The 25,034-nt window shown below is 74.6% G+C and carries 23 protein-coding genes; 14 read left to right on the top strand and 9 right to left on the bottom strand.

The genetic code is table 11. The features are described from left to right. The first annotated feature begins 6 nt into the window (after positions 1-6). Both GXW83_RS20530 and GXW83_RS20525 read left to right on the top strand, forming a co-directional pair. Entirely contained in the window at positions 7-1,203 is a 1,197-nt protein-coding gene (locus GXW83_RS20530; protein ID WP_225447133.1) for a cytochrome P450, read from the top strand. A 14-nt stretch (positions 1,204-1,217) separates the two neighbouring features. Next, positions 1,218-2,450, top strand: a complete 1,233-nt coding sequence (locus GXW83_RS20525) for a cytochrome P450 (protein ID WP_182444477.1) — start codon at positions 1,218-1,220, stop codon at positions 2,448-2,450. Between the two features lie 40 nt (positions 2,451-2,490). Here GXW83_RS20525 and GXW83_RS20520 read toward each other — a convergent pair whose 3' ends face one another. Both GXW83_RS20520 and GXW83_RS20515 read right to left on the bottom strand, forming a co-directional pair. After that, positions 2,491-3,504, bottom strand: a complete 1,014-nt coding sequence (locus GXW83_RS20520; protein ID WP_182444476.1) for an MBL fold metallo-hydrolase — start codon at positions 3,502-3,504, stop codon at positions 2,491-2,493. Between the two features lie 48 nt (positions 3,505-3,552). Beyond that, a complete protein-coding gene (locus GXW83_RS20515) occupies positions 3,553-4,473 on the bottom strand; it encodes an XRE family transcriptional regulator (protein WP_182444475.1) in 921 nt (306 codons plus the stop codon). A gap of 412 nt (positions 4,474-4,885) precedes the next feature. On the opposite strand from GXW83_RS20515, the gene fabG reads away from it, so the two are divergent. The 3 genes from fabG to GXW83_RS20500 all read left to right on the top strand — a co-directional run bounded on the left by fabG (position 4,886) and on the right by GXW83_RS20500 (position 7,722). Next, complete coding sequence (gene fabG / locus GXW83_RS20510; protein WP_182444474.1) at positions 4,886-5,608, top strand: 3-oxoacyl-ACP reductase FabG; 723 nt, start codon at positions 4,886-4,888, stop codon at positions 5,606-5,608. A gap of 9 nt (positions 5,609-5,617) precedes the next feature. After that, complete coding sequence (locus GXW83_RS20505) at positions 5,618-6,424, top strand: ATP-binding protein (protein ID WP_182444473.1); 807 nt, start codon at positions 5,618-5,620, stop codon at positions 6,422-6,424. 140 nt (positions 6,425-6,564) lie between these two features. Further along, entirely contained in the window at positions 6,565-7,722 is a 1,158-nt protein-coding gene (locus GXW83_RS20500; RefSeq protein ID WP_182444472.1) for a PP2C family protein-serine/threonine phosphatase, read from the top strand. A 45-nt stretch (positions 7,723-7,767) separates the two neighbouring features. Here GXW83_RS20500 and GXW83_RS20495 read toward each other — a convergent pair whose 3' ends face one another. From GXW83_RS20495 to GXW83_RS20485, 3 genes are all read right to left on the bottom strand, one after another. Further along, positions 7,768-8,781 (bottom strand): ROK family protein, encoded by a 1,014-nt coding sequence (locus GXW83_RS20495; RefSeq protein ID WP_182444471.1) that lies wholly within the window; start codon positions 8,779-8,781, stop codon positions 7,768-7,770. Positions 8,782-8,918: 137 nt separating this feature from the next. Next, complete coding sequence (locus GXW83_RS34910) at positions 8,919-10,976, bottom strand: glycoside hydrolase family 6 protein (protein ID WP_304940967.1); 2,058 nt, start codon at positions 10,974-10,976, stop codon at positions 8,919-8,921. A 350-nt stretch (positions 10,977-11,326) separates the two neighbouring features. After that, positions 11,327-12,628, bottom strand: a complete 1,302-nt coding sequence (locus GXW83_RS20485; RefSeq protein ID WP_370466742.1) for an MFS transporter — start codon at positions 12,626-12,628, stop codon at positions 11,327-11,329. A gap of 100 nt (positions 12,629-12,728) precedes the next feature. Here GXW83_RS20485 and GXW83_RS20480 point away from each other — a divergent pair, with 100 nt between their 5' ends. Both GXW83_RS20480 and GXW83_RS20475 read left to right on the top strand, forming a co-directional pair. Then, positions 12,729-13,811, top strand: coding sequence for a DUF5937 family protein (locus tag GXW83_RS20480; protein ID WP_182444469.1), 1,083 nt, complete (start codon positions 12,729-12,731; stop codon positions 13,809-13,811). Between the two features lie 109 nt (positions 13,812-13,920). After that, positions 13,921-14,229 (top strand): hypothetical protein, encoded by a 309-nt coding sequence (locus GXW83_RS20475; RefSeq protein WP_182444468.1) that lies wholly within the window; start codon positions 13,921-13,923, stop codon positions 14,227-14,229. 42 nt (positions 14,230-14,271) lie between these two features. Here the strand turns inward: GXW83_RS20475 and GXW83_RS20470 are convergent, their stop codons facing one another. Next, positions 14,272-15,228, bottom strand: coding sequence for a UbiA family prenyltransferase (locus GXW83_RS20470; RefSeq protein ID WP_182444467.1), 957 nt, complete (start codon positions 15,226-15,228; stop codon positions 14,272-14,274). Between the two features lie 78 nt (positions 15,229-15,306). Here GXW83_RS20470 and GXW83_RS20465 point away from each other — a divergent pair, with 78 nt between their 5' ends. The 5 genes from GXW83_RS20465 (at position 15,307) to GXW83_RS20445 (ending at position 20,413) form a co-directional block, all read left to right on the top strand. After that, complete coding sequence (locus GXW83_RS20465) at positions 15,307-16,374, top strand: type III polyketide synthase (RefSeq protein ID WP_182444466.1); 1,068 nt, start codon at positions 15,307-15,309, stop codon at positions 16,372-16,374. 6 nt (positions 16,375-16,380) lie between these two features. Then, on the top strand, positions 16,381-16,932 hold the full coding sequence (locus GXW83_RS20460; RefSeq protein ID WP_182444465.1) for an isoprenylcysteine carboxyl methyltransferase family protein: 552 nt from the start codon (positions 16,381-16,383) through the stop codon (positions 16,930-16,932). Further along, a complete protein-coding gene (locus GXW83_RS20455) occupies positions 16,929-17,942 on the top strand; it encodes an NAD(P)/FAD-dependent oxidoreductase (RefSeq protein ID WP_182444464.1) in 1,014 nt (337 codons plus the stop codon). Before GXW83_RS20460 ends, GXW83_RS20455 begins: the two co-directional genes overlap by 4 nt. 217 nt (positions 17,943-18,159) lie before the next feature. Then, the gene (locus GXW83_RS20450) at positions 18,160-18,732 is read left to right on the top strand and encodes an isoprenylcysteine carboxylmethyltransferase family protein (protein WP_225447132.1); all 573 of its coding nucleotides are present in this window, start codon (positions 18,160-18,162) and stop codon (positions 18,730-18,732) included. Between the two features lie 97 nt (positions 18,733-18,829). After that, a complete protein-coding gene (locus GXW83_RS20445) occupies positions 18,830-20,413 on the top strand; it encodes a metallophosphoesterase family protein (RefSeq protein WP_182444463.1) in 1,584 nt (527 codons plus the stop codon). Between the two features lie 52 nt (positions 20,414-20,465). On the opposite strand, the gene GXW83_RS20440 is transcribed toward GXW83_RS20445, so the two are convergent. The 3 genes from GXW83_RS20440 to GXW83_RS20430 form a co-directional block, all read right to left on the bottom strand. Then, positions 20,466-21,665 carry a cytochrome P450 gene (locus GXW83_RS20440; RefSeq protein WP_182444462.1) on the bottom strand — a complete coding sequence of 400 codons (1,200 nt, stop codon included), beginning with the start codon at positions 21,663-21,665 and terminating at the stop codon, positions 20,466-20,468. A gap of 43 nt (positions 21,666-21,708) precedes the next feature. After that, a complete protein-coding gene (locus GXW83_RS20435; protein ID WP_182444461.1) occupies positions 21,709-21,906 on the bottom strand; it encodes a ferredoxin in 198 nt (65 codons plus the stop codon). A gap of 161 nt (positions 21,907-22,067) precedes the next feature. Next, positions 22,068-22,820, bottom strand: a complete 753-nt coding sequence (locus tag GXW83_RS20430; RefSeq protein WP_182444460.1) for a Mut7-C RNAse domain-containing protein — start codon at positions 22,818-22,820, stop codon at positions 22,068-22,070. 157 nt (positions 22,821-22,977) lie between these two features. Between GXW83_RS20430 and GXW83_RS20425 the strand changes: the two genes are divergently transcribed. After that, on the top strand, positions 22,978-23,979 hold the full coding sequence (locus tag GXW83_RS20425) for an ABC transporter ATP-binding protein (protein ID WP_225447131.1): 1,002 nt from the start codon (positions 22,978-22,980) through the stop codon (positions 23,977-23,979). Next, complete coding sequence (locus tag GXW83_RS20420; RefSeq protein WP_182444459.1) at positions 23,979-24,860, top strand: ABC transporter permease; 882 nt, start codon at positions 23,979-23,981, stop codon at positions 24,858-24,860. The genes GXW83_RS20425 and GXW83_RS20420 overlap by 1 nt, the downstream gene beginning before the upstream one ends. Positions 24,861-25,034 lie beyond the last annotated feature (174 nt).

Here is a 25,034-nt window from a genome sequence, read left to right as displayed (position 1 = left end):
GCCCCCGTGCCCCCGTACCTCGCCGAACCGGTCCCCCTGTTCGGACCGGCGTTCGCGGCCGACCCGCACACCACCTACGCCCGGCTGCGCGGCTACGGCCCGCTCGCCCCGGTCCTGCTGGCCGAGGGCGTCCCGGCGTGGCTTGTCACCGACTACCAGGCGGCGCTGGCGCTGCTGCGCGACCCGGTGACCTGGTCCAAGGACCCGCGCGCCTGGGAGGCCACCGTGCCCGCCGACTGCCCGGTCCTGCCGATGATCGGCTACCGGCCGAACGTGCTGTTCAGCGACGGCGAGGAGCACGCCCGCTACCGCTCGGTCATCACCGACTCGCTGGCCATGGTCGACCTCGGGCAGCTGCGCGCCGAGGTGCTGCGCGTGGCGGACCTGCTGATCGCGCAGTTCAGCGGCGTCGGCGAGGCCGACCTGATCACCCAGTTCACCGGCCCGCTGCCGACCATGGTGTTCACCCGGCTGTTCGGCCTCGGCGAGGAGTACAGCCCGCACATGGTCGCCGCGCTCGCCGGGATGCTGGAGGCCACCGGCCCGGAGCAGGCCACCGCCGCCGGGGCCGCCTTCTTCGCCTGCATCAGCGACCTGGTCGCCGCCAAGTCCCGGCTCCGCGGGCCCGACCTGGCCTCCTGGTACCTGGACCACCCCGCCGGGCTGAGCACCGAGCAGGTCATCCAGCAGGTGGTGCTCACCCTCGGCGCGGCGCTGGAACCCACCGCCAACCTCATCTCCAACGCCGTCTCGGTGCTGCTCAGCGACCGCGCCTACTACAGCTCGCTGGCCAACGGCTCGCTGGCCGCCCGCTCCGCCATCGACGAGGTGCTGCGCCGCGAACCGCCGATGGCCAACTACGGCGCCCACTACGTCCGGCAGGACACCGTCTTCTGCGGCACCTACATCCGCCCGGACGAACCGGTCCTGGTCTCCTACGCCGCGGTCAACGCCGGTATCGGCGGCGGCCCGGCCGGATCGTCCGGCGGCGGGGCGCACCTGGCCTGGTCCGCCGGGCCGCACGCCTGCCCGGCCAAGCAGCCCGCCTTCCTGATCGCCACGACCGCCGTGGAACGCCTCACCAACGCCCTCGGAGACCTCCAGCTCGCCGTACCCCGCGCCGAACTCCCTTGGCGCCCGGGCCCGTTCCAGCGCGCCCTGGCCCATCTGCCGGTCCGGTTCGCCCCGGTCATCCCCAACTGAACAGGACGTCACCCATGGACAGCCCGATGATCGTGCTCGACCCGGACGGCACCGACCTGCACGGCGAGGCCCGCCGGATGCGCGAGGCCGGCGCTGCCGTACGCGTGCTGCTCCCGGCCGGGATCGAGGCGTGGGCGGTCACCCGGCACCGGACGCTCAAGGAGCTGCTCACCGACGACCGGGTCTCCAAGGACCCGCGACGGCACTGGCCCGCCTGGATCGGCGGCGCCTACCAGGACACCTGGGTGTCCATGTGGGTCGGCGTGACCAACATGCTCTCCACCTACGGCGCCGACCACACCCGGCTGCGGCGGCTGGTCGCCCCGGCCTTCACCGCCCGGCGCACCGAGGCGCTGCGGCCCAAGGTCGAGGAGATCGCCAAGACGCTGCTGGCCGAGCTGGACCGGACCGGGCCCGGCGCCGTGGTCGACCTGCGGGCCGGGTACGCCCACGCCCTGCCGATCGCGGTCATCTGCGAGCTGTTCGGCGTCCCCGAGGCCACTCGCGCGGACGTCGCCCGGCTCATCGCCGCCTTCATGGACGCCGGCGCCGGGCCGGAGCAGGTCGCGCAGACCTTCGGCCAGGTCCACCAGGTGCTCGGCGGGCTGATCGCGGACAAGCGGGCCCACCCGGGCGAGGACATGACCAGCGTGCTGGTGGCCGGGCGGGACGAGGACGGCAGCTCGCTGACCGAGGACGAGCTGCGCGACACCCTGCTGCTGACCATCGGCGCGGGCTTCGAGACCACCGTCAACCTGATCGGCAACGCCGTGCACGCCCTGCTGGCCCACCCCGGGCAGCTGGCCGCGGTGCGCGGCGGCCGGATCGGCTGGGGCGAGGTGGTCGAGGAGACGCTGCGCTGGTCGCCGTCGATCGCCAACCTGCCGCTGCGCTTCGCCGTCTCCGACATCGAACTGCCGGACGGGACGCTGATCGCCGCCGGGGACGCGATCCTGCCGAGCTTCGTCGCCGCCGGGCGCGACCCCGGGCAGCACGGCCCGGACGCCGAGGCGTTCGACCCGGCCCGGCCGCTGGCCGAGCACCTGGCCTTCGGCTACGGCGTCCACCGCTGCATCGGCGCGCCGCTGGCCCGGATGGAGGCCGAGATCGCCCTCGGTCGGCTGTTCGAGCACTTCCCGGAGGTGCGGCTGGCGGTGGATCCGGAGCAGGTCGCGCCGGTGCCCTCCTTCATCGCGGGCGGCTGGGCCTCGCTCCCGGTCCGGCTGCACGGCGGGGCCGCGTCGTAGGGCCGCCCGGCCGCCGCCCGGGCGTGCCGCCGCCGCCCGGTCACTGCGGGGCGGCGTTACTGGGGTCGTCCGCGCCGCTGCGCTGGCCGGGGATCCTGGCCTGCTCCCGGCCGAGCGCGATCCGGGCGGCGGCGCCCACCAGCACGACCAGGTCCGGCGTCCCGGTCTCGCCCGCGAGGTGCCGGTACTCGGTGGCGACGGTGATCGCCAGCCGCTCCGGCAGGCCCAGCCCGGGGTAGCGGCCGGAGTCGATCAGCTGGAGGGCGGCGCTCTGCGCGGGCACGCCCAGGGCGTGCAGCCGGTGCGCGCCGTCGCGCACCCAGCGCAGGTAGTCGATGTGTCCGCGCAGGTCGGCCGGGGTCATCAGCGGCCCGTGGCCGGGCACGATGACCTGCGCCCCGGTCGCCAGGATGCCCAGGCAGGCGTCGATGACGTTGTCGATCGGCCCGGCCCAGTGCACCGGGTGGTCGTCGGCGAAGACCACGTCGCCGGTGAACACCACGCCGTGCTGCGGCAGGTGGACCCAGAGGTCGCCGTCGGTGTGCGCGGGCCCGGCCTGCACCAGCCGGACCTCCGCTGCACCGATCCGCAGCTCGAGGCTGCCGCTGAAGGTGCGGGTGGGGGCGACCGGGTCGATGCCGGTGAAGTCGAAGCGGCCGAAGTGCCGCCGCAGGTACCAGGAGGTGGGCTGGTCCGGCGGCGTCTCGGCGACCAGCGCGTGCATCTGCTGCGGCGTCGGCTCGTGGTCCAGGGCGTGCAGGTAGTCCCGGGTGCCGATGATCTCCACATCGCCCAGCGCCGCTAGGCCGTACGAGTGATCTCCGTTGCTGTGGGTGGTGATCGCAGTGCCGATGCGCCCCTGCGGCCCCAGCACCGGGGCGGCTGCCTCCAGCAGCGCACGGGTGCGCGGCAGGTCGTACGGGGTGTCGATCAGGGCGGCCTGCCCCTCGGACACCAGCAGCCCGCAGTTGGCCAGGCCCCAGGTCCCGCGTCCGTCGGGCAGCCAGGCGTACAGGCCGTCGGCTATGGGGGCGAGATGCGCATCATGGCTCATGGGGGCCCATTCTGACGATCTTTGAGCAGAGCCGGGCTGTGAGACCCGTCACAGTTTGGAGCGGTCGGCGGTGGCCTCCGGACGGGCGGACGACGGGCGCGGGCGGCGCCGCGACGGGCGCCGCTGCGGCCAGAGCGGCGTGGGCGGGGTGATCTCGCCGGGGGCGAACGGGAGGATCAGCAGCCGCCCGCCGGGCAGGCTGAACGGCTCCGCCGCGCACATCGTCACCATGCCCGGGCCGAGCTCGCGGTGCAGCAGCGGTCGGGTGTCCGAGTCCGGATGGACGTACTCCAGTTCCGGATGGGTGTAGATGGGCCGGGCCACCGGATCGGCCAGGGCCTGCGCCTCCAGTCCGCGCAGGTCCTCGTTGTCCGGGTGGGCCAGCACCGCGGCCTTCAGCTGGGCCAGCGCCAGCGGCCCCCAGGAGACCTCCCAGTAGGGGAAGTAGCGGGTGCGGGCGGTCTCGCACAGGGCCATCCACCACATGATGTTCCCGGGCGGCATCCCCGGCTCCACACCGGGGACGTCGTCCGGGAACATCCGCGGGAAGCTCGCGTTCCAGGCGAGCAGGTTCCAGGCGGCGTCGGTGATGTACGCCATGTGCGAGATCCCGTCCAGCGCCGCCTGCCAGGTGGGCTTGAGCCGCACCGCCTGCTGCGGGTCCAGCGGGTGCGTCGGCTTCTCCCCGGTCGCCAGCAGGTACAGCACCGTGCGCTCGTCCTCGTTCAGCCCCAGGTGCTTGGAGACCTGGTCCAGCAGCAGCGCCGGCGGGTGCTCGATCTGGCCGCGCTCCAGCCGTCCGTAGGTGCCGGCGGCGAAGTCGTGCAGGAGCAGCATGTCCATCTGCGGCTGGGACAGCCCGTCCACCGGCCGCCCGCGGCGCACCGGCGTGGGGTGGAAGCCCCGCTCGGTCGGGTCGGTCAGCGCCCGGTGCCGCTCCAGCATGGACTTGAGTTCACGTCTGTTCATCCGCCGTCATACTCCCTGGTCGCCCGCACCGCTGAGCGCCCGCCACCGCACCCTGCCGAATTAAGTAGTGCTGAATTACATGTAAATACTGGGTCTGCAAAAACGGCCGGCGCTGCGGCAGACTCGCCTCACCGGACTGCCGCGTCCGGTCCGGACCCAGGGCGGGGGCGAGGGGGGAGCATGCCGACGTCGGGCACCGCACATGGCGCCGCACCCGCGCACACGGCTGCGCCGGCGGAGCCGAACACCCGTCAAATCCCGCCAGTCGACGGGTACATGGTAGTACCGAGCCGTGTGAGGATCGGACGGAGGCACGGGACCGGCGGGCCCTCCGGGTAGCGGCGGCGCCGTGCACCGGGAAGGCGCGCCCCACCCGCGCGTCGACCGTCCGCTCACCGTCGAAAGGCAGCACATGGACCCCCGCTCGGTACTGGTCACCGGCGGCAGCCGAGGAATCGGGGCGGCCGTCGCCCGCACCTTCGCCGCCCAGGGCGACCGGGTGGCCGTCACCTACCGCAGCCGCCCCCCGGCCGACGGCGTCCTGCCCGACGGCGTGCTCGCCCTGCCCTGCGACGTGACCGTGCCGGAGCAGGTCGCCTCGGCGGTCAAACAGGCCGAGGAGGCCCACGGGCCGGTGCAGATACTGGTCGCCAACGCCGGGATCGCCCACGACTCGCTGCTGCTGAGAATGCAGGAGGAGGACTTCACCAGCGTCGTGGACACCAACCTGACCGGCGCGTTCCGGGTGGTCAAGGCCGTCAGTGCGAAGATGCTGCGGGCCCGCAGCGGGCGCATCGTGCTGATCTCCTCCACGGTCGCGCTGCGCGGCGAGGCCGGCCAGGCCAACTACGCCGCCTCCAAGGCCGGGCTGGTCGGCATGGCCCGGGCCCTGGCCCGCGAGTTCGCCCCGCGCGCGGTCACCGTCAACATCGTGGCCCCGGGTCTCACCGACACCGACATGAGCGCGGCGTTGACCGAGGAGCAGCGGGCGGCGCTGATCGCGCAGATCCCGTTCGGCCGGATGGCCCGCCCCGACGAGGTCGCCGCCGCCGTGGCCTTCCTGGCCTCGCCGGGGGCCTCGTACATCACCGGGGCGATCGTGCCGGTCGACGGCGCGGCCGGCACCGGTCACTGAGGGGCGACGGTGGACACCAGCCATCCGCTCGCCGCCCAGCACGCGTCACCGCCGTGGACGCCCGAGGGCGCCCCGGCCCGGTACGCCCTCGGCGGCGAGCGCCGCACCGGGCCCGCCCCGGCCGCCGCGGCCCCCGGCCCGGACCAGGCCCGGCGGACGCAGCCGCCCACCGCCCGGCGCCCGGTCCCGCAACCGGAGCCGGAGTCGGAGTCGGAGTCGGTGCCTGAGCCGGTGTCGGAGGCGCCCGGCGGGTCCGGGGCTTCGGCCGACTCCGACGCATCCGACGCCCCCGGCCCGGCCGGCCCGGCCGGTCCGGGGGAGGGCGGCGGCACCGGCCGGTCCGCGCGCACCGCTCCCCCCGCCGGACCCTCGGCCCGGCCCGGGCCCGAGGGGGCCGACGAGAGCGCCCAGGCGCCCTGGGCCTTCCAGCGGCATGCCCACTGGGAGCTGCCCGCGCAGCCCCGGGCCGTCGCCGCGGCGCGCCACTGCGCCGGGCTGCTGCTGGCCGGCTGGGGCGTCCACCCGGACGACGTCGACCAGGTCGTGCTGCTGGTCGGCGAGCTGGCCGGGAACGCCACCCTGCACGGCCGACGGGACATGTCGGTCGATCTCACCCTGGCCGGGTCGCATGTCGACCTCACCGTCTCCGACTACGGGCCCACCACCGGCGGCCGGGAGCAGCCCCTCTCCGAGGACGAATCGGGACGCGGTCTGAAGATCGTCGAATGCCTGGCCGACGGGGTGCACATCCAGCGCCACCGCTGCGGCACCAACGTCTGGGCCAGCTACCGCCTGGCCGAGGGCGACCACCGCTGACCCACGCTGACCCCCGCGCCGCCCGGTGCCGGGGCGGGCACGCAGCGTCACTCCCGCTGCCGCTCCGGGTTGCGCGGGCGGCCCGGCGGGCGTGCGATGGAGGGCGGACCCTTCCGTTCGTGGAGGCGAAGGAGGAGCCCATGGCCCGGCGACGCGACCCCGCCGGCATCCGGCGCTCCGCGCGGTCCACCGGCGCGCTCATCCTGATCCCGCTGGCGCTGGTGGCGCTGATCGCCATCGGTGACATCTTCTCGCCTGCCGACATCCACCTGGGCCCGCTGCTGGTGGTCGCGCCGGCCATCACCGCCTCCTTCGCCGGGCCGAGGCTCACCGCCGCCATCGGCGCGCTCTCCGTGGCCACCCTCATGGTCATCGGCGTCGAGCGCGGCGTCTTCACCACCGAGAACATCCAGGTGCAGATCGCCTCGCTGACCGCCATCTCCGCGTTCGTGGTGGTCTTCAACCATCTGCACGAACGCAGCCGGAGCGAGCTCGTCCGGGTGCGCCGGGTCTCCGAGGCCGCCCAGCGGGTGCTCCAGCGCCCGCTGCCGCCCAGCGTCGGCCCGCTGCGGGTCGCCTCCAGCTACCGCGCGGTCGCCGCCGACGCCCGGGTCGGCGGCGACCTGTTCGCCGCGGCCCGCACCGGCACCAGCACCCGGCTGATCATCGGCGACGTCCGCGGCAAGGGCCTGGAGACGCTCGGCGACACCGCCCTGCTGCTGGGCGCCTTCCGCGCCGCCGCCCACCAGCAGGCGCCGCTGCCGACCCTGGCCGCCTACCTGGAGGGCAGCGTCTCCTGGGGGCTGGCCGAGATCACCGGCGACGGCGGCCACGACGCCGAGGGGATGGAGGTCGGCGAGGGCTTCGTCACCGCCCTCATCGTGGACATCCCCGACGACGAGCCCCGGCTCACCGTGATCAACTGCGGGCACCCGCCCCCGGTCCTGCTGCACCGGGGCCGGGCCACCACCCTGGACGTCTGCCAGCCCGCCCCGCCGCTGGGGCTCGGCAGCCTGGCGGACCCCGCCTACAGCGCCACCGACTTCGGCTTCGAGGAGGGCGATCTGCTGCTGCTGTACACCGACGGCATCTCCGAGGCCCGGGACGCGCACGGGGTCTTCTACCCGCTGGCCTCACGGCTGGCCCGGCTGGGCGAGGGCAGCGACCCGGCCGGGCTGCTGGCCGGGATCAACCAGGACCTCGACGACTACGTCGGCGGGCCGCTGCTGGACGACGCCGCGATGATCGCCGTCGCCCGCGACCAGCCCGCCCCGGCGCCGGGCCCGCTCCCGGCCTGACGGCCACCAGGCCGGGGTCACCGGCCGTGGGTCACCAGGCAGGTGTCACCAGGCTGCTCCGGCGGCGTCGCGCCGACCCGCGATGGCCAGGGCGGCCGCGCCCACCAGCCCCGCGTCGGTGCCCAGCTGCGCGGGCAGGACCCGGACGCCGGCGGTGAACGGCAGCGGCGCGTAGTCGGCCAGATGCCGGCGCAGGGGCGCGAACAGCACCTCGCCCGCGCGGGAGACGCCCCCGCCGATGACCGCCACGTCGATCTCCACCAGAGTCGCGGTGGCCGCGATCCCGGCCGCCAGCGCCTGCGCGGCTCGGTCGAAGGCGGCGACCGCGATCCGGTCCCCGGCCAGCGCGGCGGCGGCGACGGCCCCGGCGGAGGCGTCCGCGGTGCCGTCGGCGGCCGGGCCGGGCCGCCAGCCGTCGCGCTGGGCGCGCCGGGCGATGGCGGTGCCGCTGGCCAGGCCCTCCAGGCAGCCGCGCGAGCCGCAGGGGCAGGGGTCGCCGTCCAGGTCCACGCTGATGTGGCCCAGGTGTCCGGCGTTGCCGGTGCGGCCGGGGTGCACCGCCCCGTTCAGCACCAGGCCCGCGCCGACGCCGGTGGAGACCACCAGGCAGAGCGCGTTGTCGTAGCCGCGCGCGGCCCCGCGCCAGTGTTCGGCCGCCGCCATGGCCACCCCGTCGCCGCCGAGCACGATCGGCAGCCCGGCCGCGGCGGGGTGCGCCGCCGTCTGCCGGACCAGCGGGTAGTCGCGCCAGCCGGGGATGTTGATCGGGCTGACCGTGCCGCGCGAGATGTCGACCGGCCCGGCGCTGCCGATGCCCAGGGCGTCCACCCCGGCCCAGCGCGGGTCCGCGGCGAGCAGGTCGAGCACCTCGTGCACGGTCTTGAGCACCGCCTCGCCGGACTCCCGGGCCGGGGTCGGGCGCTGGACCTGGAACAGCAGCTCCCCGGCGGCGTCCACCAGCCCTCCGGCGATCTTGGTTCCGCCGATGTCGAGGGCGGCGACCAGCCCGGCGGACGGCTCCACGCCCGACGTCGTGGCGTCGGACTGCTGCGGGCTCATGGGAACGCCTTTGATCGGTGCGGCTGGTCGGGCGCATCGATTTTGGGCCCATGGCGACCATGATGTCCACCACGGCCGACCGGTGGCGCGTCGCGCGGACGCCCCGGGACCGGCGCCGGTCCCGGGGCGCGGCACGCTCAGCTCGCGGTGCAGCTGAGCACCGGAGCGGTGTTGGCGCCGCTGTAGGTGCCGCCGAAGCCGAAGCCGGTGCTGCCCCCGGCCGCGACGGCGTTGTTGTAGGAGGCGGCGGTCACCGTGACCGACGCCCCGCTCTGGCTCCAGGAGCCGTTCCAGAGATTGCCGATCTGCTGGTTCCCGGGCCAGCTCCAGCTGACCGTCCAGGACTTGGTCGTGGCCGTGCCGGTGTTGGTGACGGTCACGGCGGCGTTGAAGCCGCTGCCCCAGTCGCTGCTGACGCTGTACGCGGCGGTGCAGCCGCTGCTGCCGGTGCCGCCTCCGCCGCCGGAGGACGCGGTGGTGGCGGTGACCGCCGCCGAGGCCGCCGAGACGTTTCCGGCGGCGTCCCTGGCGTCCACCGTGTAGCTGTAGGCGGTGCCGGCGGTCAGCCCGGTGTCGGTGTAGCCGGTGTCGCTGGTCACCGTGGCCACCCGGGTGCCGCCGCGGTAGACGTCGTAGCCGGTGACGCCGACGTTGTCGGTGGAGGCGGTCCAGGAGAGCGAGACGCTGCTGCCGGTGGTGCCGGTGACGGTCAGTCCGGTCGGCACCGACGGCGGGGTGGTGTCGCCGCCGCCCGTGCTCGCGCCCAGCGCCGGGTAGGCGTCGGCGACGAGCTGCTGGAACTCGGCCGCGAACCACTGCCCGGCCGGGACGTCGTACCCGGGGATGGCGTCGGTCGGATAGGTGCCGCCGTTGCCGTCGGTCTGCGTCCCGTTGGGGTCGCAGTGCGGGTCGCCGTGGGTGTGGCTGCTGGTGGGGTAGTCGCCGTCGGACTCGCCCGGCGGCTTGATCCACACGAAGGCGATGATCGGGTCGGCCGCCCCGTACGGCTGCGCGGTCGGCCGGGCGCCGATCCCGGCGCCCTGGATGTTGCACCAGTCGCCGCGGAACGGCCGCTGGTCGATCTTGTTGGCGGCGACGTAGGCGGTGGCCGTGGTCGGCGAGCTGTTCAGCGCCGTCGGCCGGGCCGGGCCGCCCCAGCCGTTGCGGGAGGTGTCGATGAGCATGCCGACCGTGCTCGGGAAGCCCGCCGCGACCAGCGCCGCGTGCATGGCCTCGTCGTAGCTGTGCTCGTCGAAGGCCGGGTTGTACTGGTAGAAGTTCACCGAGTCCAGCGGCGAGCCGCCCACCTGGAGCGTCGGGTTCGGCAGGTAGGGCTCCTCGGTGGGGGTGTAGTTGGCGGTGTCGCTGATGAAGCCGTCCACGCTGGCGAAGCCGGCGGTGGTGGCCTTGGCTACCTTGGCGTACTCCTGCGCGGCCGGGGTCATGTTGGAGGTCCAGCCGAGCCAGCCCGCGTGGCCGATGTCGAGGTAGGTGTAGAGGTTGCTGATCGGGTGCAGCTTGTTGAGGGCGTACTCGATGCCGGTCTCGTAGTAGGGCGCGGCGGTGGCGCAGGCGGCCTTGCTCTGGTTGGTGACGGCGTTGGGCAGCGAGTCCGGCTCGATGATCGCGGAGATCCGCAGGTTGCTGTAGGCGCTGTTGCCCAGCAGCGCGGCGATCGGGTCGATGTACTGGGTCTCGTACTCGGTGAGCCCGGCGGCGGTGGCCGGGATCTCGCCGTTGGAGGCGAGCGCGGCGCAGTCGCGGCCCGGCAGGTCGTAGACCACCACCTCGAACAGCACCGGCTGGGTGCTCTTGGCGGCCTGGGCCTCGGCGTCGTCGAGCTGGGCCTTCAGGCCCAGGTGGGTGCTGTCGCCGGTGATGGCGCCGATGTGGTCCATCCAGATCGCGGTCTGGTAGCCGGCGACCTTGGCCTCGGCGGCGCCGGCGGCTCCGCCGTCGACGGCGGCCTGGGCGTCGACCTCGCTGACGTAGTCGGGATTGAGGTAGGGCGTCGACCCCACGTAGGGGTTGGCGACGTGGACGGCGGCGACGTGGACGGCGGCGGCGCGGACGGCGGTGGCGCGCGCGGTTGCGGCGTGCGCCGACTGCGCGGCGGACAGCGGTACGAGCATGGCGGCGCCGAGCGCGGCCACCGCGGCGACGGTCTTGATCCGGTCGGGTCTGTGGCGTAACACCTGGTCATCCCTCGGGTGGTGGGCGGACGGGTCGGGCTGGTCCTCTCCGGCCTGATTGGGAGCGCTCCCAAATCGGGCTGTGCCTGGCGTGTGCCCTGGGCGGGGCATGGTTCCCGGGAGTCGGGCGGGCTCCCGGTGCGCCGGGCCGGGCGTACGGCGGGGGCGCGCCGGGCGTCCGGGCGTCCGGGCGTCCGCGCGTCCCCGTGCCCGGGGCGACTGGGAGCGCTCCCGATAGTCAACCGATTCTGATGGCTCGTCAAGACCTTTGTCCGTGTACCGGAAAACTCGCCCGGCAGGCGGTCGTCTCCCCGGTCCGACCGAGGCCCCGGCGGGCCCGGCCGGACCGGCGGTCAGACCCGGTCGGCGGGCACCCAGCGGTGCACCGCCACTGCGGCCACCACCCCCGCAGCCGCCAGCGAGCCCCACAGTGCCGCCGGCCCCAGCGCCAGCAGCGCCGTCAGCACCGCCGGGGAGGCGGCCAGCGCGATGCCGCTGGACAGTTGGAAGCGGGACAGCGCCGCGCCCAGGCGGGCCGGGTCGGTGGTGGCCACGATCAGCGCGGTGGCGCTGCGGGTGTAGCCGATCTCGCCCGCCGTGTAGAGCACCGACACCGCCGCGACCACGGCCGCCGCCACCCAGCCGCCGAACCATCCGGCTGCCCAGAAGCCCAGGTAGGAGCCGGACAGCAGCAGCCCGGACACGGCCAGCGAGGTCCGGCGCGGGTGGCGGGCCATCCAGCCGACGGCGGCGACCTGGGTGGTCACCACCAGGGCGGTGTTGCCAACGAAGATTCCGGCGGACCAGGCCGGCGCCGCATGCAGCCGGGTGACCAGGAAGGCCGGCAGTGCGACCTCCAGCACGTTGAAGCAGAAGGCATAGGGCAGGTTGGCCACGTCCAGCACGGTCAGTCCGCCCCGGGTGCGCTGCCGGGAGCGCTCCCGGCCGCGCACCCGGGGCCCTGCCGTCCGCTCGGGCACGGCCGACCGGACCCGCAGGGACGCCACCAGGGCGGCCGCCACCGCGTAGCCCGCCGCCGTCGCCACGGCCAGGCCGCGCATCGCCCCGGCCCCGCCCGCGGTGCACACCATCGCCACCAGCGCGCCCGCGCCCAGCCCGGCATTGCGCAGCGAGCGCGCCATGGCCAGCGCGGCGTCGCGGTGCGCCGGGGCCGCCACCGTGGCCACCACGGCGGCGTGCGCGGGCGGCAGGCACTGGTTGCCGATCCCCAGGAACAGCGCCGCCGCGGTGAAGCCCCACAGCGCCGGACCGCCGACCAGCGGCGCGGCCAGCAGCAGCGCCGCCCCGGCCACCCGGACCAGCATGGAGGCGGCCACCGCCGCGCTGCGGGCGCCCCGGTCGATCCAGCGCCCGCAGAACGGCACCGCCGCCAGGCCGACCAGCATGCCCAGCGACATCGCCGTCCCCGAGCGGGCCAGGCCCAGGTGCAGCACCTGCACTCCGTAGAGCAGCAGGAACGGGCGCAGCATGCCGGAGCCGAGGGAGTCCACGGCCAGCGCGACCGCGTAGCGCGGACCGCCGCAGGCCCGGATCAGCGCGGCCGGTCCGGGCTGCGCTGCGGAGCGTGCCATGTTGTCGGGGGAGGTGCGGACGGCGGTGGACGCGGCGGGTCCGGGCGGCGGGGGAGGGGTCATGCCGTCACCGTGGCCGGAGCCCCGGCCCGGGGTCACGTCGATTGACGGTTCCCGTCAACCGGTGCCGTCGGACCGGCCACGGGCTGCGACGATGGCCGCCATGAGCCTGACCGTCGACATCGCCGGAGTCCCGCCGGAGCGGATGCTGTTCGCCGCCTCGCCGCTCGCCGAGCTGACCGCGATGCTGCATGTGCTGGCGGCCCCGCAGCACCACCCGGGCCTTGCCGACTGGGCCGCCCGCACCCGTGCCGGGCTGGCCCCGGAGCTGTCGGAGCGGCTGTTCGAGGCCGAGTTCCTGTGGCGCTCCTCGCGTGCGGACTTCCTGCTGCCGGGCCGCCCGGGGGCGAGCCTGGCCGAGGAGCTGGACGCGGTGGACGCGATCGGCGACGAGCGGTACGTGACGTCGGCCCTGGTCACCACCTGCGGCACCGACCGGATGCTGTTCGGCCTGCCCTCGCCGCTGGGCGATCCGGCGGTCCGGGACCGGGCCCTGGACCTCGCCCAGGCCCGGGGGCCGGAGCAGGCCGCCTTCGCCGAGCGGCTGACGGCCGACCCGCCCATGGTGCGGGCCCGGCTGCGGCGGACGCTGGAGGCGTGCGGCCCGGCGTTCTTCGACGGGACCTGGGCCCGGGTCAGGCCGCAGCTGCTGGCGGATCTGCGGCTCAAGGCCGACCTGCTGGCCCGGCGCGGCCTCGCCGAGACCCTGCACGGCGTCTCCCCGGCGCTCCGGCTGGACGCGGCCCGGCAGCGGATCGTGGTGGACAAGCTGCAGGACAACAGCGCCAGCGCGGTCGGCGACGGGCTCACCTTCGTCCCCACCCTGTTCGGCGATCCGCACCTGGTGTGCGTGCACGCGCCCGGGTGGCGGCCGGTGGTGCAGTACCCGGTCGCGGCCCGACCCGCCACGCCGGTGCCGCTGGACACCGTCCGGCTGCGGCTGGAGGCGCTGGCGCACCCGACCCGGCTGCGGCTGGTGCGCACCCTCGCCCGGGGCCCGCACACCACCGGGGAGCTGGCCGCAGCCTGGGAGCTGTCCGCCCCCGAGGTCTCCCGCCACCTCGCCGTGCTGCGCCGGGCCGGGCTGCTCACCGCGCGGCGGCGCGGCCGCTACGTCCACTACGAACTCGACGCCGACGTCACGGCCGCCCTGGGCGCGGACCTGATCGCCTCGGTGCTCCGCTAGGGCCTCCCCGCAGGCCTCTCGCGGCTCCGGTGCCACAAGATCCGGAGGAGAGGCCCCGGCGGGCCCGCGAGCCTAGACTGGCCAGGGGGAGCGCCGCACGGAGGTCGTCATGAGCCACCGCCACTACTTCCACCTCGACCACGCCGGGCACTCGATCACCGTCGGTGTCCGCAGCGGCCACACGCCCGAGGTCGAACTGCTGGTGGACGGCAAGCCGGTCGGCTACCGGCACCGGCACGGCACCGAGGCCACCGTGCTCACCGGCGAGCTGGCGTCCGATCCGGCGCAGCCGTTCGAGGTCCGGGTCTCCCGGCTGCGCCACGGCGCCCGCGCCCCGGTCTGCACGCTGGAGCTGGACGGGCGCGAGCTGCCGATGCCCGAGCGGCCGCTGGCCCCGGGCCCGGTCGGCGGCCGGTAGCGCGACGCGCCCGGCGGACGGCGTGCGGCGCCCGGCGCCGGGTCAGCGCAGGGCGGCGCCGCGCAGGAGCAGCAGCGCCACATCGACCCCGGCCAGGCCCAGCGTGGCCAGGAACGGCACCCTGCTCTGCGCGCCCGCGCCCCGGCCGTCCGTCTCCCCGCCGCCAGCACCCCCGCCGCCCGCGCCGAACGGCAGCACCACGGCCACGCCCAGCGCCCCGGTGACGACCAGTCCGGCCCAGCCGACCGCCCCCGGCCGCCCGGCCGGGCCGAGCACCAGCACGGCCGAGGCCGCCAGCAGCGCCGCCGCCGCCAGCGAGCGCGAACGGTGCGCCCCCAGCCGCTGCGGCAGCCCCCGGACGCCCGCCGCCAGGTCGGCGTCGATGTCGGGCAGGACGTTGGTGATGTGCGCGCCGATCCCCAGCAGCGCCCCGGCCACCGGCAGCCAGACCGGGGGCCACGGGTGGCCGGGCAGGCCGAGGGTGACGAAGGCGGGCAGCAGGCCGAAGCCGAGGGCGTACGGCAGCCAGGAGAGCAGCGTGCGCTTGACCCCCAGGTTGTAGGCCCAGGCGGCGGCGACCCCGGCCAGGTGGGCCGCCCCGGCCGGCAGCCCGCTGGCCAGCGACAGCGGGATGCACAGGGCCAGCGCGGTGCCCGCCCCGACCGAGACGTCGCGGGCCGACACCACGCCGGTGACCAGCGGTTTGTCCCGCCGGTCGGCGGCCAGGTCGCGGCGCAGGTCGATCCGGTCGTTGCTCCAGCCGACCGACAGCTGCCCGGTGAGCACGGCCAGGGCGACCAGCACCGCGCCCACCGGGTCGCGGCCCGCCGCCAGCGCCAGCAGGGTGATCAGCGCGGTCACGGCGGCGGTCGGCGGGGCGTGGGCCGCGCGGACCAGCCCCAGCGCGCGGCGGCCGGGGCCCCCGACGGGCGCGGACGCGGGTGCGGACCCGGCGGGCGCGGGCCCGGCGGTGGTGTCGGGCGTCCCGGCGCTGCTCACGCCCCGATGCTAGAACACCGAACGATCGTCTTCCGGTTGATTCATGGCATTCCGTCAGATCGTCCGTATGATGCAGCCATGACGCGAATTGTCGCGGTCCATGGAGTCCTGCCTGCGCACTACTACGAACAGAGCGACATCACCACGGCCTTCGCCGACATGTGCCTGCCGCCGGACCGTGACCGCGGCGTCCTGGAGCGCCTGCACGGGACCTCCCGGGTGCGGGGGCGGCACCTGGCGCTGCCGCTGGAGCGGTACGCCTCGCTGGGCGGCTTCGGCCAGGCCAACGACGTCTTCATCGAGACCGCCCAGCGGCTCGGCGAGGAGGCCGTCACCGGGGCGCTGGAGCAGGCCGGGCTGAGTGCGGCCGACATCGACCTGGTGGTGTTCACCTCGGTCACCGGGATCGCCGCACCCTCGGTCGAGGCTCGCCTGGCCGGGCCGCTGGGCCTGCGCCCGGACGTGAAACGGGTGCCGATCTTCGGACTCGGCTGCGTGGCGGGCGCCGCCGGGATCGCCCGGGTGCACGACTACCTGGTCGGCCACCCCGATCAGGTCGCGCTGCTGCTGTCGGTCGAGCTGTGCTCGCTGACCCTGCAGCGGACCGACGCCTCGGTGCAGAACCTGGTCGCCGGCGCCCTCTTCGGCGACGGCGCGGCCGCGCTGCTGGCCGTCGGCCGGGACCGCGCCCACCTCGGGGGAGGACCGCCTGCGCCGGAGGTGGTCGCCACCCGCAGCCGGCTCTACCCGGGCACCGAACGGCTGCTCGGCTGGGACATCGGCGACAGCGGCTTCCGGATCGTGCTCGGCGCGGACCTGCCCGACCTGGTCCGCGTCCACCTGGGCGAGGAGGTGCGCTCCTTCCTCGCCGACCACGACCTCAAGTCCCAGGACGTCACTGCCTGGGTCTGCCACCCCGGCGGCCCCAAGGTGCTGGACGCCGTGCGCGAGGCCCTGGACCTCCCGGCCCGCTCGCTGGAACTGACCTGGGACTCGCTGGCCGACGTCGGCAACCTCTCCTCCGCCTCGGTGCTGCACATCCTGCGCGACACCCTGGCGCTTCGCCCGCCCCCGCCGGGGACGCCCGGGCTCCTCCTTGCGATGGGTCCGGGCTTCAGCACCGAACTCGTCCTGCTGCGCTGGTAGCCGCCTGTGATCGCCTATACCGTCCTCGTCCTGCTGGTCGGGCTGGAACGCGTCGCCGAACTGGTCGTCGCCCGCCGCAACGCCGCCTGGAGCCGTGAACACGGCGGGGTGGAGTACGGCTCCGGCCACTACCCGGTGATGGTGCTGCTGCACACCGGCCTGCTGGCGGGCTGCCTCGCCGAGGGCTGGCTGGCCCACCGGCCGTTCCTGCCCGCCCTGGGCTGGCCGATGCTGGTCCTGGCGCTGGCCGCCCAGGCACTGCGCTGGTGGTGCATCGGCACGCTGGGGCCGCGCTGGAACACCCGGGTCATCATCGTCCCGGGGCTGCCGCTGGTCGGCGGCGGCCCCTACCGTTGGCTCAGCCACCCGAACTACCTGGCGGTGGTGGTCGAGGGCGCGGCCCTGCCGCTGGTGCACTCCAACTGGCTGACCGCGACCGTCTTCACCCTGCTCAACGCCCCACTGCTGGTGACCAGGGTGCGCTGCGAGAACGCCGCCCTGGCCACCCTGCCGCCCGGGCCGGTACCCTCCGCGTCCGCCGCCCCGGCCGCGCCGTGATCGACCTGCTGGTCGCGGGCGGCGGCCCGGCCGGGCTGGCCACCGCCGTCCACGCGGCCCGGGCCGGGCTGGAGGTGGTGGTCGCCGAACCCCGGCCCGCGCCCATCGACAAGGCCTGCGGCGAGGGGCTGATGCCCGGCGCGGTGCAGGCGCTGGCCGGGCTCGGCGTCGCCCCCGTCGGCTGCCCGCTGCGCGGCATCCGCTACCTGGACGAGCGCCGCAGCGCCGAGGCGCGGTTCGCCGCCGAGCCCGGGCGCGGCGTCCGCCGTACCGAGCTGCACGCCGCCCTGGCCCGGCGCGCCGAACAGCTCGGGGTGCGGGTGCTGCCGCTGCGGGTCGGCGAGATCCGGCAGGACGGGCACAGCGTCACCGCCGCCGGGATCACCGCCCGCTACCTGGCCGCCGCCGACGGCCTGCACTCGCCGATCCGCCGCCGGCTGGCCCTGGACCGGCCCGATCCCCGGCCGCCCCGGTACGGGCTGCGGCGCCACTTCGCCGTCCAGCCGTGGACCGACTGCGTCGAGGTGCACTGGTCGCCCGGCGCGGAGGCGTACGTCACCCCGCTCGGCCCCGACCTGGTCGGGGTGGCCGTGCTGACCGCCGAACGGGGCCCCTTCGACGGCCACCTGGCCCGGTTCCCGCTGCTGGCCCGCCGACTGCCCGGGACGGCGGCCACCGCCGTCCGGGGGGCCGGGCCGTTGCGGCAGCGGGTGCGCGGCCGGGTCGCCGGCCGGGTGCTGCTGGTCGGCGACGCCGCCGGCTACATCGACGCGCTGACCGGTGAGGGCGTCTCGCTGGCGCTGGCCGCCGCCGCCGAACTGGTGCGCTGCGTCCGGGCCGACCGCCCGCAGGCGTACGAGCAGGCGTGGCGCCGGGTCTCGCGGCGGCACCGGCTGCTCACCGACACCCTGCTGTGGACCCGGTGCCAACCGGCCCTGGCCGGGCGGATCGTCCCGGCCGCCGCCCGGCTCCCGGCGGTGTTCACGCTGCTGGTCAACCAGCTCGCCTGAATCCGCGAAATGCCCTGCCGCGCAGCATTCCTGATGGCGCGTCGGGTGCGGTTCGCCTGCGCCTCATGCCCCGGGTGGAGAAGTCGGGGGAGGAGTCCACCCGGCGGCTCCACTCCACGACCGAGGCGCCCGGCGCGCGGTGCTTCCTAGCATCGGCGGTGGACCGGGCAGGCCCGGTCGGGCCGGTTCCGGCCTCCGTGGAAGAGGGGTGGTCGTCGTGGGAGTGTTCTCTGTGCTGATCAATGCCGGCGTGCTGGCGTGGATCGTCGCCGAGGTGGTGATGCAGCGCCGCCAGTACCGCAGGGGCGGCGCGGCGGTGCGCACCGAGTGGCGGTCGCTGGGCGTGGTGGTCGGGGCCGTCGCGGTGGGCGAGGTGCTGGCCGTGGTCGCCGCGTCGACCCTGCACGGCGCGGGCTACGGCGAGGGCGCGGCGGCGCTCACCGCAGCGCTGCTGGTGATGTGGGCGGGCATCGCGCTGCGGCTGTGGGCCATCCGGGTGCTGGGACGCTTCTTCCGGGGCGTGGTGCACATCCAGGCCGACCACCGGGTGGTGACCGCCGGGCCGTACCGGGTGCTGCGGCACCCCTCGTACGCGGGCGCCCTGGTGGCCGTGCTCGGGCTGGGGCTGGCCTTCGGCAACGCGGTCTCGCTGGTGGCGCTGCTCGGCTGCACCCTGGTGGGCGTCGTCTACCGGATCCGGGTGGAGGAGCAGGTGCTGACCTCGGCCCTGGGCGCGGACTACACCGCGTACGCGGCGCGCACCAATCGCCTTGTGCCCGGCGTGTGGTGAGGGATCGTCAGGCCGAACGGGCTAATGTCGGGAGGCACGGGGCGGAGTTCACGCCGAGTTTCCGCTGACGCCACGGCTGAGTTCTAGCCTGCGCACCATGACGAAACAGGGCATGACCCCCGAACAGGCCGCCCGTCTCTCCATGGCCGAGCAGCACGCCTGGTTCCGCAGCGCCACCTCCCGCCGCAGCATGCTGCGCGGCGGCCTGGTGGGCGCGGGTGCCGCGCTGGTGGGCTCGGCCCTCCCCGGTACCGCCTCGGCCGCGCCGCTGACCGCCTCGGCCGCGCCGCTGCTGGCCACCGCGGATCGTCCCACCGGGTCGGCGGTGGCCCCGTTCGGCCGCCACCTCTCCTTCGGCGCCGACCCCGCCCGGCAGATCTCCGTCGCCTGGCAGGTCCCGGCCGGGGTGACCAACCCCTTTGTCCGGATCGGGCGTTCGCCCTCCGACCTCGGCGAACGGGTGCACGCCGAGACCAGGGTGCTCTCCACCCTGGCGAGCGAGACCAGCCCGATCGACTCGGTGGCGCTGGTCTCGCCGACCACCATCGAGCAGTACTATTTGCACGCCGCCCTCGACGGGCTGCGCCCGGGGGAGACGTACTACTACACCGTCGGTCACGACGGCTGGGACCCGCGCTCCCACCTCGCGGTGGTGCACTCCTTCACCACCGCACCGGTCAGCCGCGGCCCGTTCACCTTCACCGCCTTCGGCGACCAGGGCATCACCTACGACGCGGTGAACACCACCAACCTGATCAGGGGCCAGAATCCGGCCTTCCACCTGCACGCCGGGGACATCTCCTACGCCGAGTCCAACGGCCACGGGCTGGTCACCGACGCCTACGACCCCCGGGTCTGGGACTCCTTCTTCAACCAGGCCGAGCCGGTGGCCTCGTCCGTGCCGTGGCAGATCGCCGCGGGCAACCACGAGATGGAGGCGTGGTACTCGCCCGACGGCAACGGCGGCCTGGCCGCGCGCTTCGACCTCGCCGGCGGCAGTACCACGTACTACTCCTTCACCTACGGCAACGTGGGCGTCATCTCGCTGGACGCCAACGACGTCTCCGACGAGATCCCGGCCAACAACGGCTACACCGGCGGACGCCAGACCCAGTGGCTGCAGCGCGAACTCGCCGCGCTGCGCGGCCGCAGGGACATCGACTTCATCGTGGTCCAGTTCCACCACTGCGCCTACAGCACCTGCACCTCGCACGCCTCCGAGGGCGGTGTGCGGCAGTACTGGACGCCGCTGTTCGACAGCTACGGTGTGGACCTGGTCATCAACGGCCACAACCACATCTACGAGCGCACCGACCCGCTGAGGGGCGGCCAGCCCACCACCACCGCGCCGATCGGCTCGACGGTGCGCCCGGCGACCGACGGCACCACCTACATCGTCGCGGGCGGCGCGGGCAACAGCCTCTACTCGTTCTCGGCGAAGGACAGTTACCAGGGCGCGGTGGACGACGTGACCGCGATCGCCTCCTTCGTCAACGAGCCCGGCGGCACCAAGGCCACCGAGACCGTCGACTGGTCCCGGGTCCGCTACACCGGCTACTGCCTGCTCGCCGTCGACAGCCACCCGGCCCGCCACGGCGGCACCTCGACGCTGACCGTGCGCGCGATCGACGGCTTCGGCGCGGAGATCGACCGGGTCGTCCTGGCCCGCCCGGCCGAGTAGCCGACCCGGCCCCGCTGTGACCGCCCGGCGGCACAGCGGGGCCGACCGGCGCTCACCAGGCGACGGGCAGCTCCTCGACGCCGTAGACGACGTTGTCGTGGCGGAACCTGACCTCCTCGAACGGAACCGCCAGCCGCAGCCCGGGCAGCCGCCGGAACAGGGTCTCCAGTGCGATCTGCAGCTCCAGCCTGGCCAGCGGTTGCCCCAGGCACTGGTGCACGCCGAAGCCGAAGGCGACGTGCCGCCTGGCGTCCCGGCCCACGTCCAGATCCTCCGGCGCGGCGAACACCGCCTCGTCCCGGTTGGCGGTGGAGAGCATGCACACCACGCCCTCCCCGGCCTCGATGGTGGTGCCGCCGATCTGCGCGGTCTCGATGGCGACCCGGGTGGTGCCGCTCTGCACGATGCTCAGGTACCGCAGCAGCTCCTCGACCGCGCCCTTGATCAGCTGCGGATCCTCGCGCAGCCGGGCCAGTTGGGCCGGTTCGCGCAGCAGCGTCAGCGTGGACAGCGCGGTCATGTTGGCCGTGGTCTCGTGACCCGCGACCAGCAGCAGCAGGCTCATGCTGGCCACCTCCGCGCGGCTGAGATCCCCGCGCGCCACCAGTCGGCTGATGATCCGCTGGTCCGGTTCGCGTTCCTTGCGCTCGGCCAACTGCTCCAGGTAGGACGAGAGTTCGTCCCGCGCGGTGTGGACCTGCTCGGCCGTGGTGTGGTTGTGCAGCAGGATCCGGCTGCGCTGCTGGAAGTAGTCGTGGTCCTCGTAGGGGACGCCCAGCAGCATGCAGATCACCAGCGAGGGCACCGGCAGCGCGAATTCGGCGACCAGGTCGGCCGGGGGGTGGTGCGCGGTCATGGTGTCCAGGAAACCGTCCACGATCTCCTGGATCTCCGAGCGCATGGCCTCGACCCGCTTGATGATGAAGTCGCCGGTGAGCATGCGCCGGAGCCGGGCGTGCTCGGGGTCGTCCATCCGGATGAAGGACGGGTTCTGCACGGCCAGCTCCCGGCGTCCGTCGCTGAGGAACGGGAAGCCGGAGTGGCGGGCGTCGGAGCTGAACCGCCGGTCGCCCATGACCGCGCGGACGTCCTCGTGGCGGGTGACGAGCCAGGCGCGTGACCCGTCCCACAGCGAGATCGGGGTGATCGGGCGCTGCTCCTGGGCCTGGCGGTAGGCGGGCGGCGGCGCGAACGGGCAGCCGGCGCGGTCAGCGGGGAAGGTGAGGGTGTCGGTCGGCTCCACGGTGGTCACGAGTGGTTCTCCTTCATGGTTCTGCGGGGCGCCGCCGCCCTGCTCAGGGCTCCTGCACGGAGATGGCCCGGGCGGGACAGATGCTCGCTGCGGTGCGCACGGCGGCCTGCAGTTCCGCCGGGGGCTGCGGCTGGATCAGCAGGACGACGCCGTCGTCCTCGGACTGGTCGAACACCTCGGGGACGGCTGCCACGCACTGCCCGGAGCTGCAGCAACGGTCCGGGTCGACATTCACACGCATGACGGGCCTCCAAGTAGATGGCATGAGCAACCAACTACATCGCCAACGTAGTCCAGGTCCGGGCGCAGGTGTAGTGCGCAGAACAAGCCTGGGCGACATTGGCCGGAAACGCTCCGTACTCGTCCCATCCCGCGGCGCGGAGGAGTACCGTGCGCGAGGGCCTAGCTGGGGGACTCCGCCGCGGCCCCCGCCCGGCCTGCCTGGTCGCGCAGGGCCTCCGCCACGATGGCCTCCAGCCGGGCGTGGTGCGCGCCGCGCCAGTACACCTGGCCGCAGTCGGCGCACTGCGCGTACACGTCGAAGGAGCGCTGGGTGCCGTCGTGCAGCCGGTCGTGCACCTGCGCCTTGTCGGCCCGCTCCAGCAGCCCGTTGCAGGCCGTGCACCTGGTCCAGGGCGCCAGCGGCGGCGCGAACCGGCCGAGGACGTCCTTCACCTGCTCGTCCGGCCGGTGGCTGTAGACGTACGCGCCCGCCCAGATCTCCCGCCGCCGCAGCAGCCCCCGATCGCGTGAGAGCATCACCCGCTGCTCGGCGGCCGAGCGCGCGGCCAGCGCCGGATCGCCGATGTCCAGGTTCTCGTAGGCGGCGTCCACGCCCAGCAGCCGCAGCCGCCGGGCCAGCGTCCCGAGGTGCACGTCCAGCAGGAAGCGGGCGGGCCCGGGCAGCGGCTGCGGGCGCTCCACACCCAGCACCGACACCCGCTCCCGGTCCGCCGGCACGTGCCCGGGGGCCACCGGCCGCCCGTCCACCAGCAGCGTGCCGACCTCGGTCAGCGGAATCCCCAGCGACTCCACCACGTGCCCCAGCGACGACACCCCGTCCGTCCGCAGCGCGGCCTGCCCGCCGCGCCGTCCCGACGCCATGAACACCCGCAGGTCGGGGGCTATCTCACAGTAGATCTCCGGTCTCTCCACCCGGCCAGCATGCCAGCGCCCGCGACCGCGCTGCCACCGCATTCCCGCCGCAGGTGAGCGGGTGCGGCGGCAGGGCGGGGCGCAGCTTTTGCCGGGGGCCGACCGGGGGCGCATCCTGGAACGGACCTGGTGGTCCTGCCGATCGGCGAGGTGAACCATGGTGATGGCGGAGGCGCTCGGCGGTACCGCGCCCGGCGGGGTCGAGCCGCGCGAGACGGTGATCCGCACCGCGGGCCTGACCAAGGTGTACCCGAAGGCCGAGGCCCCGGCCGTGGACCGGCTGGACCTGGAGGTGCGCCGGGGAGAGCTTTTCGGCCTGCTCGGGCCCAACGGCGCCGGGAAGACCACCACCGTCGGGATGCTGACCACCCGGGTGGTGCCCACCGACGGCAGCGCGCACGTCGGCGGGGTGGACGTGATCGCCCGACCGGCGCTGGCCAAGCAGATCATCGCGGTGGTCTCGCAGCAGAACACCCTGGACCGCTCGCTCACCGTCCGGGAGAACCTCTACTACCACGGGCTGATGTTCGGCGTCCCGGCCCGTCAGGCCCGCCGCACGGCGGACGAACTGCTGGAGCGGTTCCGGCTGTCGTCCTGGGCCGACCGGTCGGTGCACACCCTGTCCGGCGGGATGGCGCAGCGGCTGATGGTGGCGCGGGCCATCTTCCACCGCCCGGCCGTGCTGTTCCTGGACGAGCCCACGGCCGGGCTCGATCCGCAGAGCCGGCTGGCGCTGTGGGAGATCCTCGGCGGGCTGATCGCCGACGGCCAGACCATCCTGCTGACCACGCACAACATGGACGAGGCCGACCAGCTCTGCGACCGGGTGGCGATCATCGACCACGGCCGGATCCTGGCCCTGGACACCCCGTCCGCGCTCAAGCGCAGCATCGAGGCGGACACCGTCGTCACGGTGCAGGCCGAGGGCGACGCCCGGGCGCTGGCCGACTGCCTGGCCGGGGCCGTCCCGGGGGTGGTGAGCACCCGGGCGCAGCCGGACGGCCGGGTGGAGCTGCACGTCCGGGGCAATGACCGGCTGCTGCCGAAGGTGCTGGGGGCGGCCGAGTCCGGCGGCTTCGACGTGGTCGACCTGTCGGTCTCGCAGACCTCCCTGGAGACCGTGTTCATCCGGCTCACCGGGAAGGAGCTGCGGGACTGATGGGTGCCTACGCCGCCTCGTCCGGGACCGCCCGGCAGCCGGCGGTGCGGCCGGAGCGCACCGTCGCCGCCGCCTCGCGCGCCGCGCTCGCCGGGCTGGTCCGGCGGGATCTGCTGGTGCTGCGGAAGAACGCCGGGGAGATCGCCGGGCGGACGCTGATGCAGCCGCTGCTGCTGGTGTTCGTCTTCCTCTACGTCTTTCCGATCATCGGTCAGGGGGTCGGCGGGGGCGGCCCTGCGGGGGAGTCGGCCTTCGCCACGGTGCTGGTGCCGGGCGTGGTCGCCATCGCCATCATGTTCCAGGGCATCCAGTCGGTCGCCATCCAGCTGTCCCAGGAGTTCGGCTTCACCCGGGAGATCGAGGACCGGGTGCAGGCGCCGTGCCCGATCTGGCTGGTGGCCGTGGCCCGGGTGCTGTCCGGCGCGACCCAGGCGTTCATCTCGGCGGTCGTGGTGTTCCCGATCGCGGCGGTGGTGCACGCCCCCGGCGTCCACGCCGACCTGCGGGTGCACTGGTGGATCCTGGTGACCCTGCTGCCGCTGGCCTGCGTCGCCATGACCTCGCTGGGACTGGTGCTCGGCACCACCTTCGAGCCCCGCAACATCGGCCTGATGTTCGGCTTCGTGGTGCTGCCGCTGGTCTTCCTCGGCGGCACCTACTACCAGTGGAACCGGCTGTCGGCGGTGCACGTCGGCGGCTTCCCCTGGCTGCAGGTGCTGGTGCTGTTCAACCCGCTGATCTACATCACCGAGGGGATGCGCGCGGCCCTCACCGACACCGCGCACATGCACCTGTACGTGGTCTACCCGGTGCTGTCCGGGTTCTGCGTGCTGTTCCTCGCCCTGGGCCTGCGGAACTTCCGCCGCCGGGTGCTCTCCTGAGGCGGCGTCCACCACCGCTGCACCCGTACTGCCTAGTCGAACAGGCGGGTTCGGCGGCGGCTGCATAGCGTGAATCACGGCGGGAGTCCCGAGGACGCCCCACCGGTGGCGGAGACCCGAGCGGGCCCGCTCCCCTCGTGCCCGCCGGCCCTCACCCACGCCCGTCTCTCTTGG

The organism is Streptacidiphilus sp. PB12-B1b (assembly GCF_014084125.1).
Classification (GTDB): domain Bacteria; phylum Actinomycetota; class Actinomycetes; order Streptomycetales; family Streptomycetaceae; genus Streptacidiphilus.
Note: the sequence above shows the minus strand (reverse complement) of the source record. Positions and strands in the feature narration are given on the sequence as shown.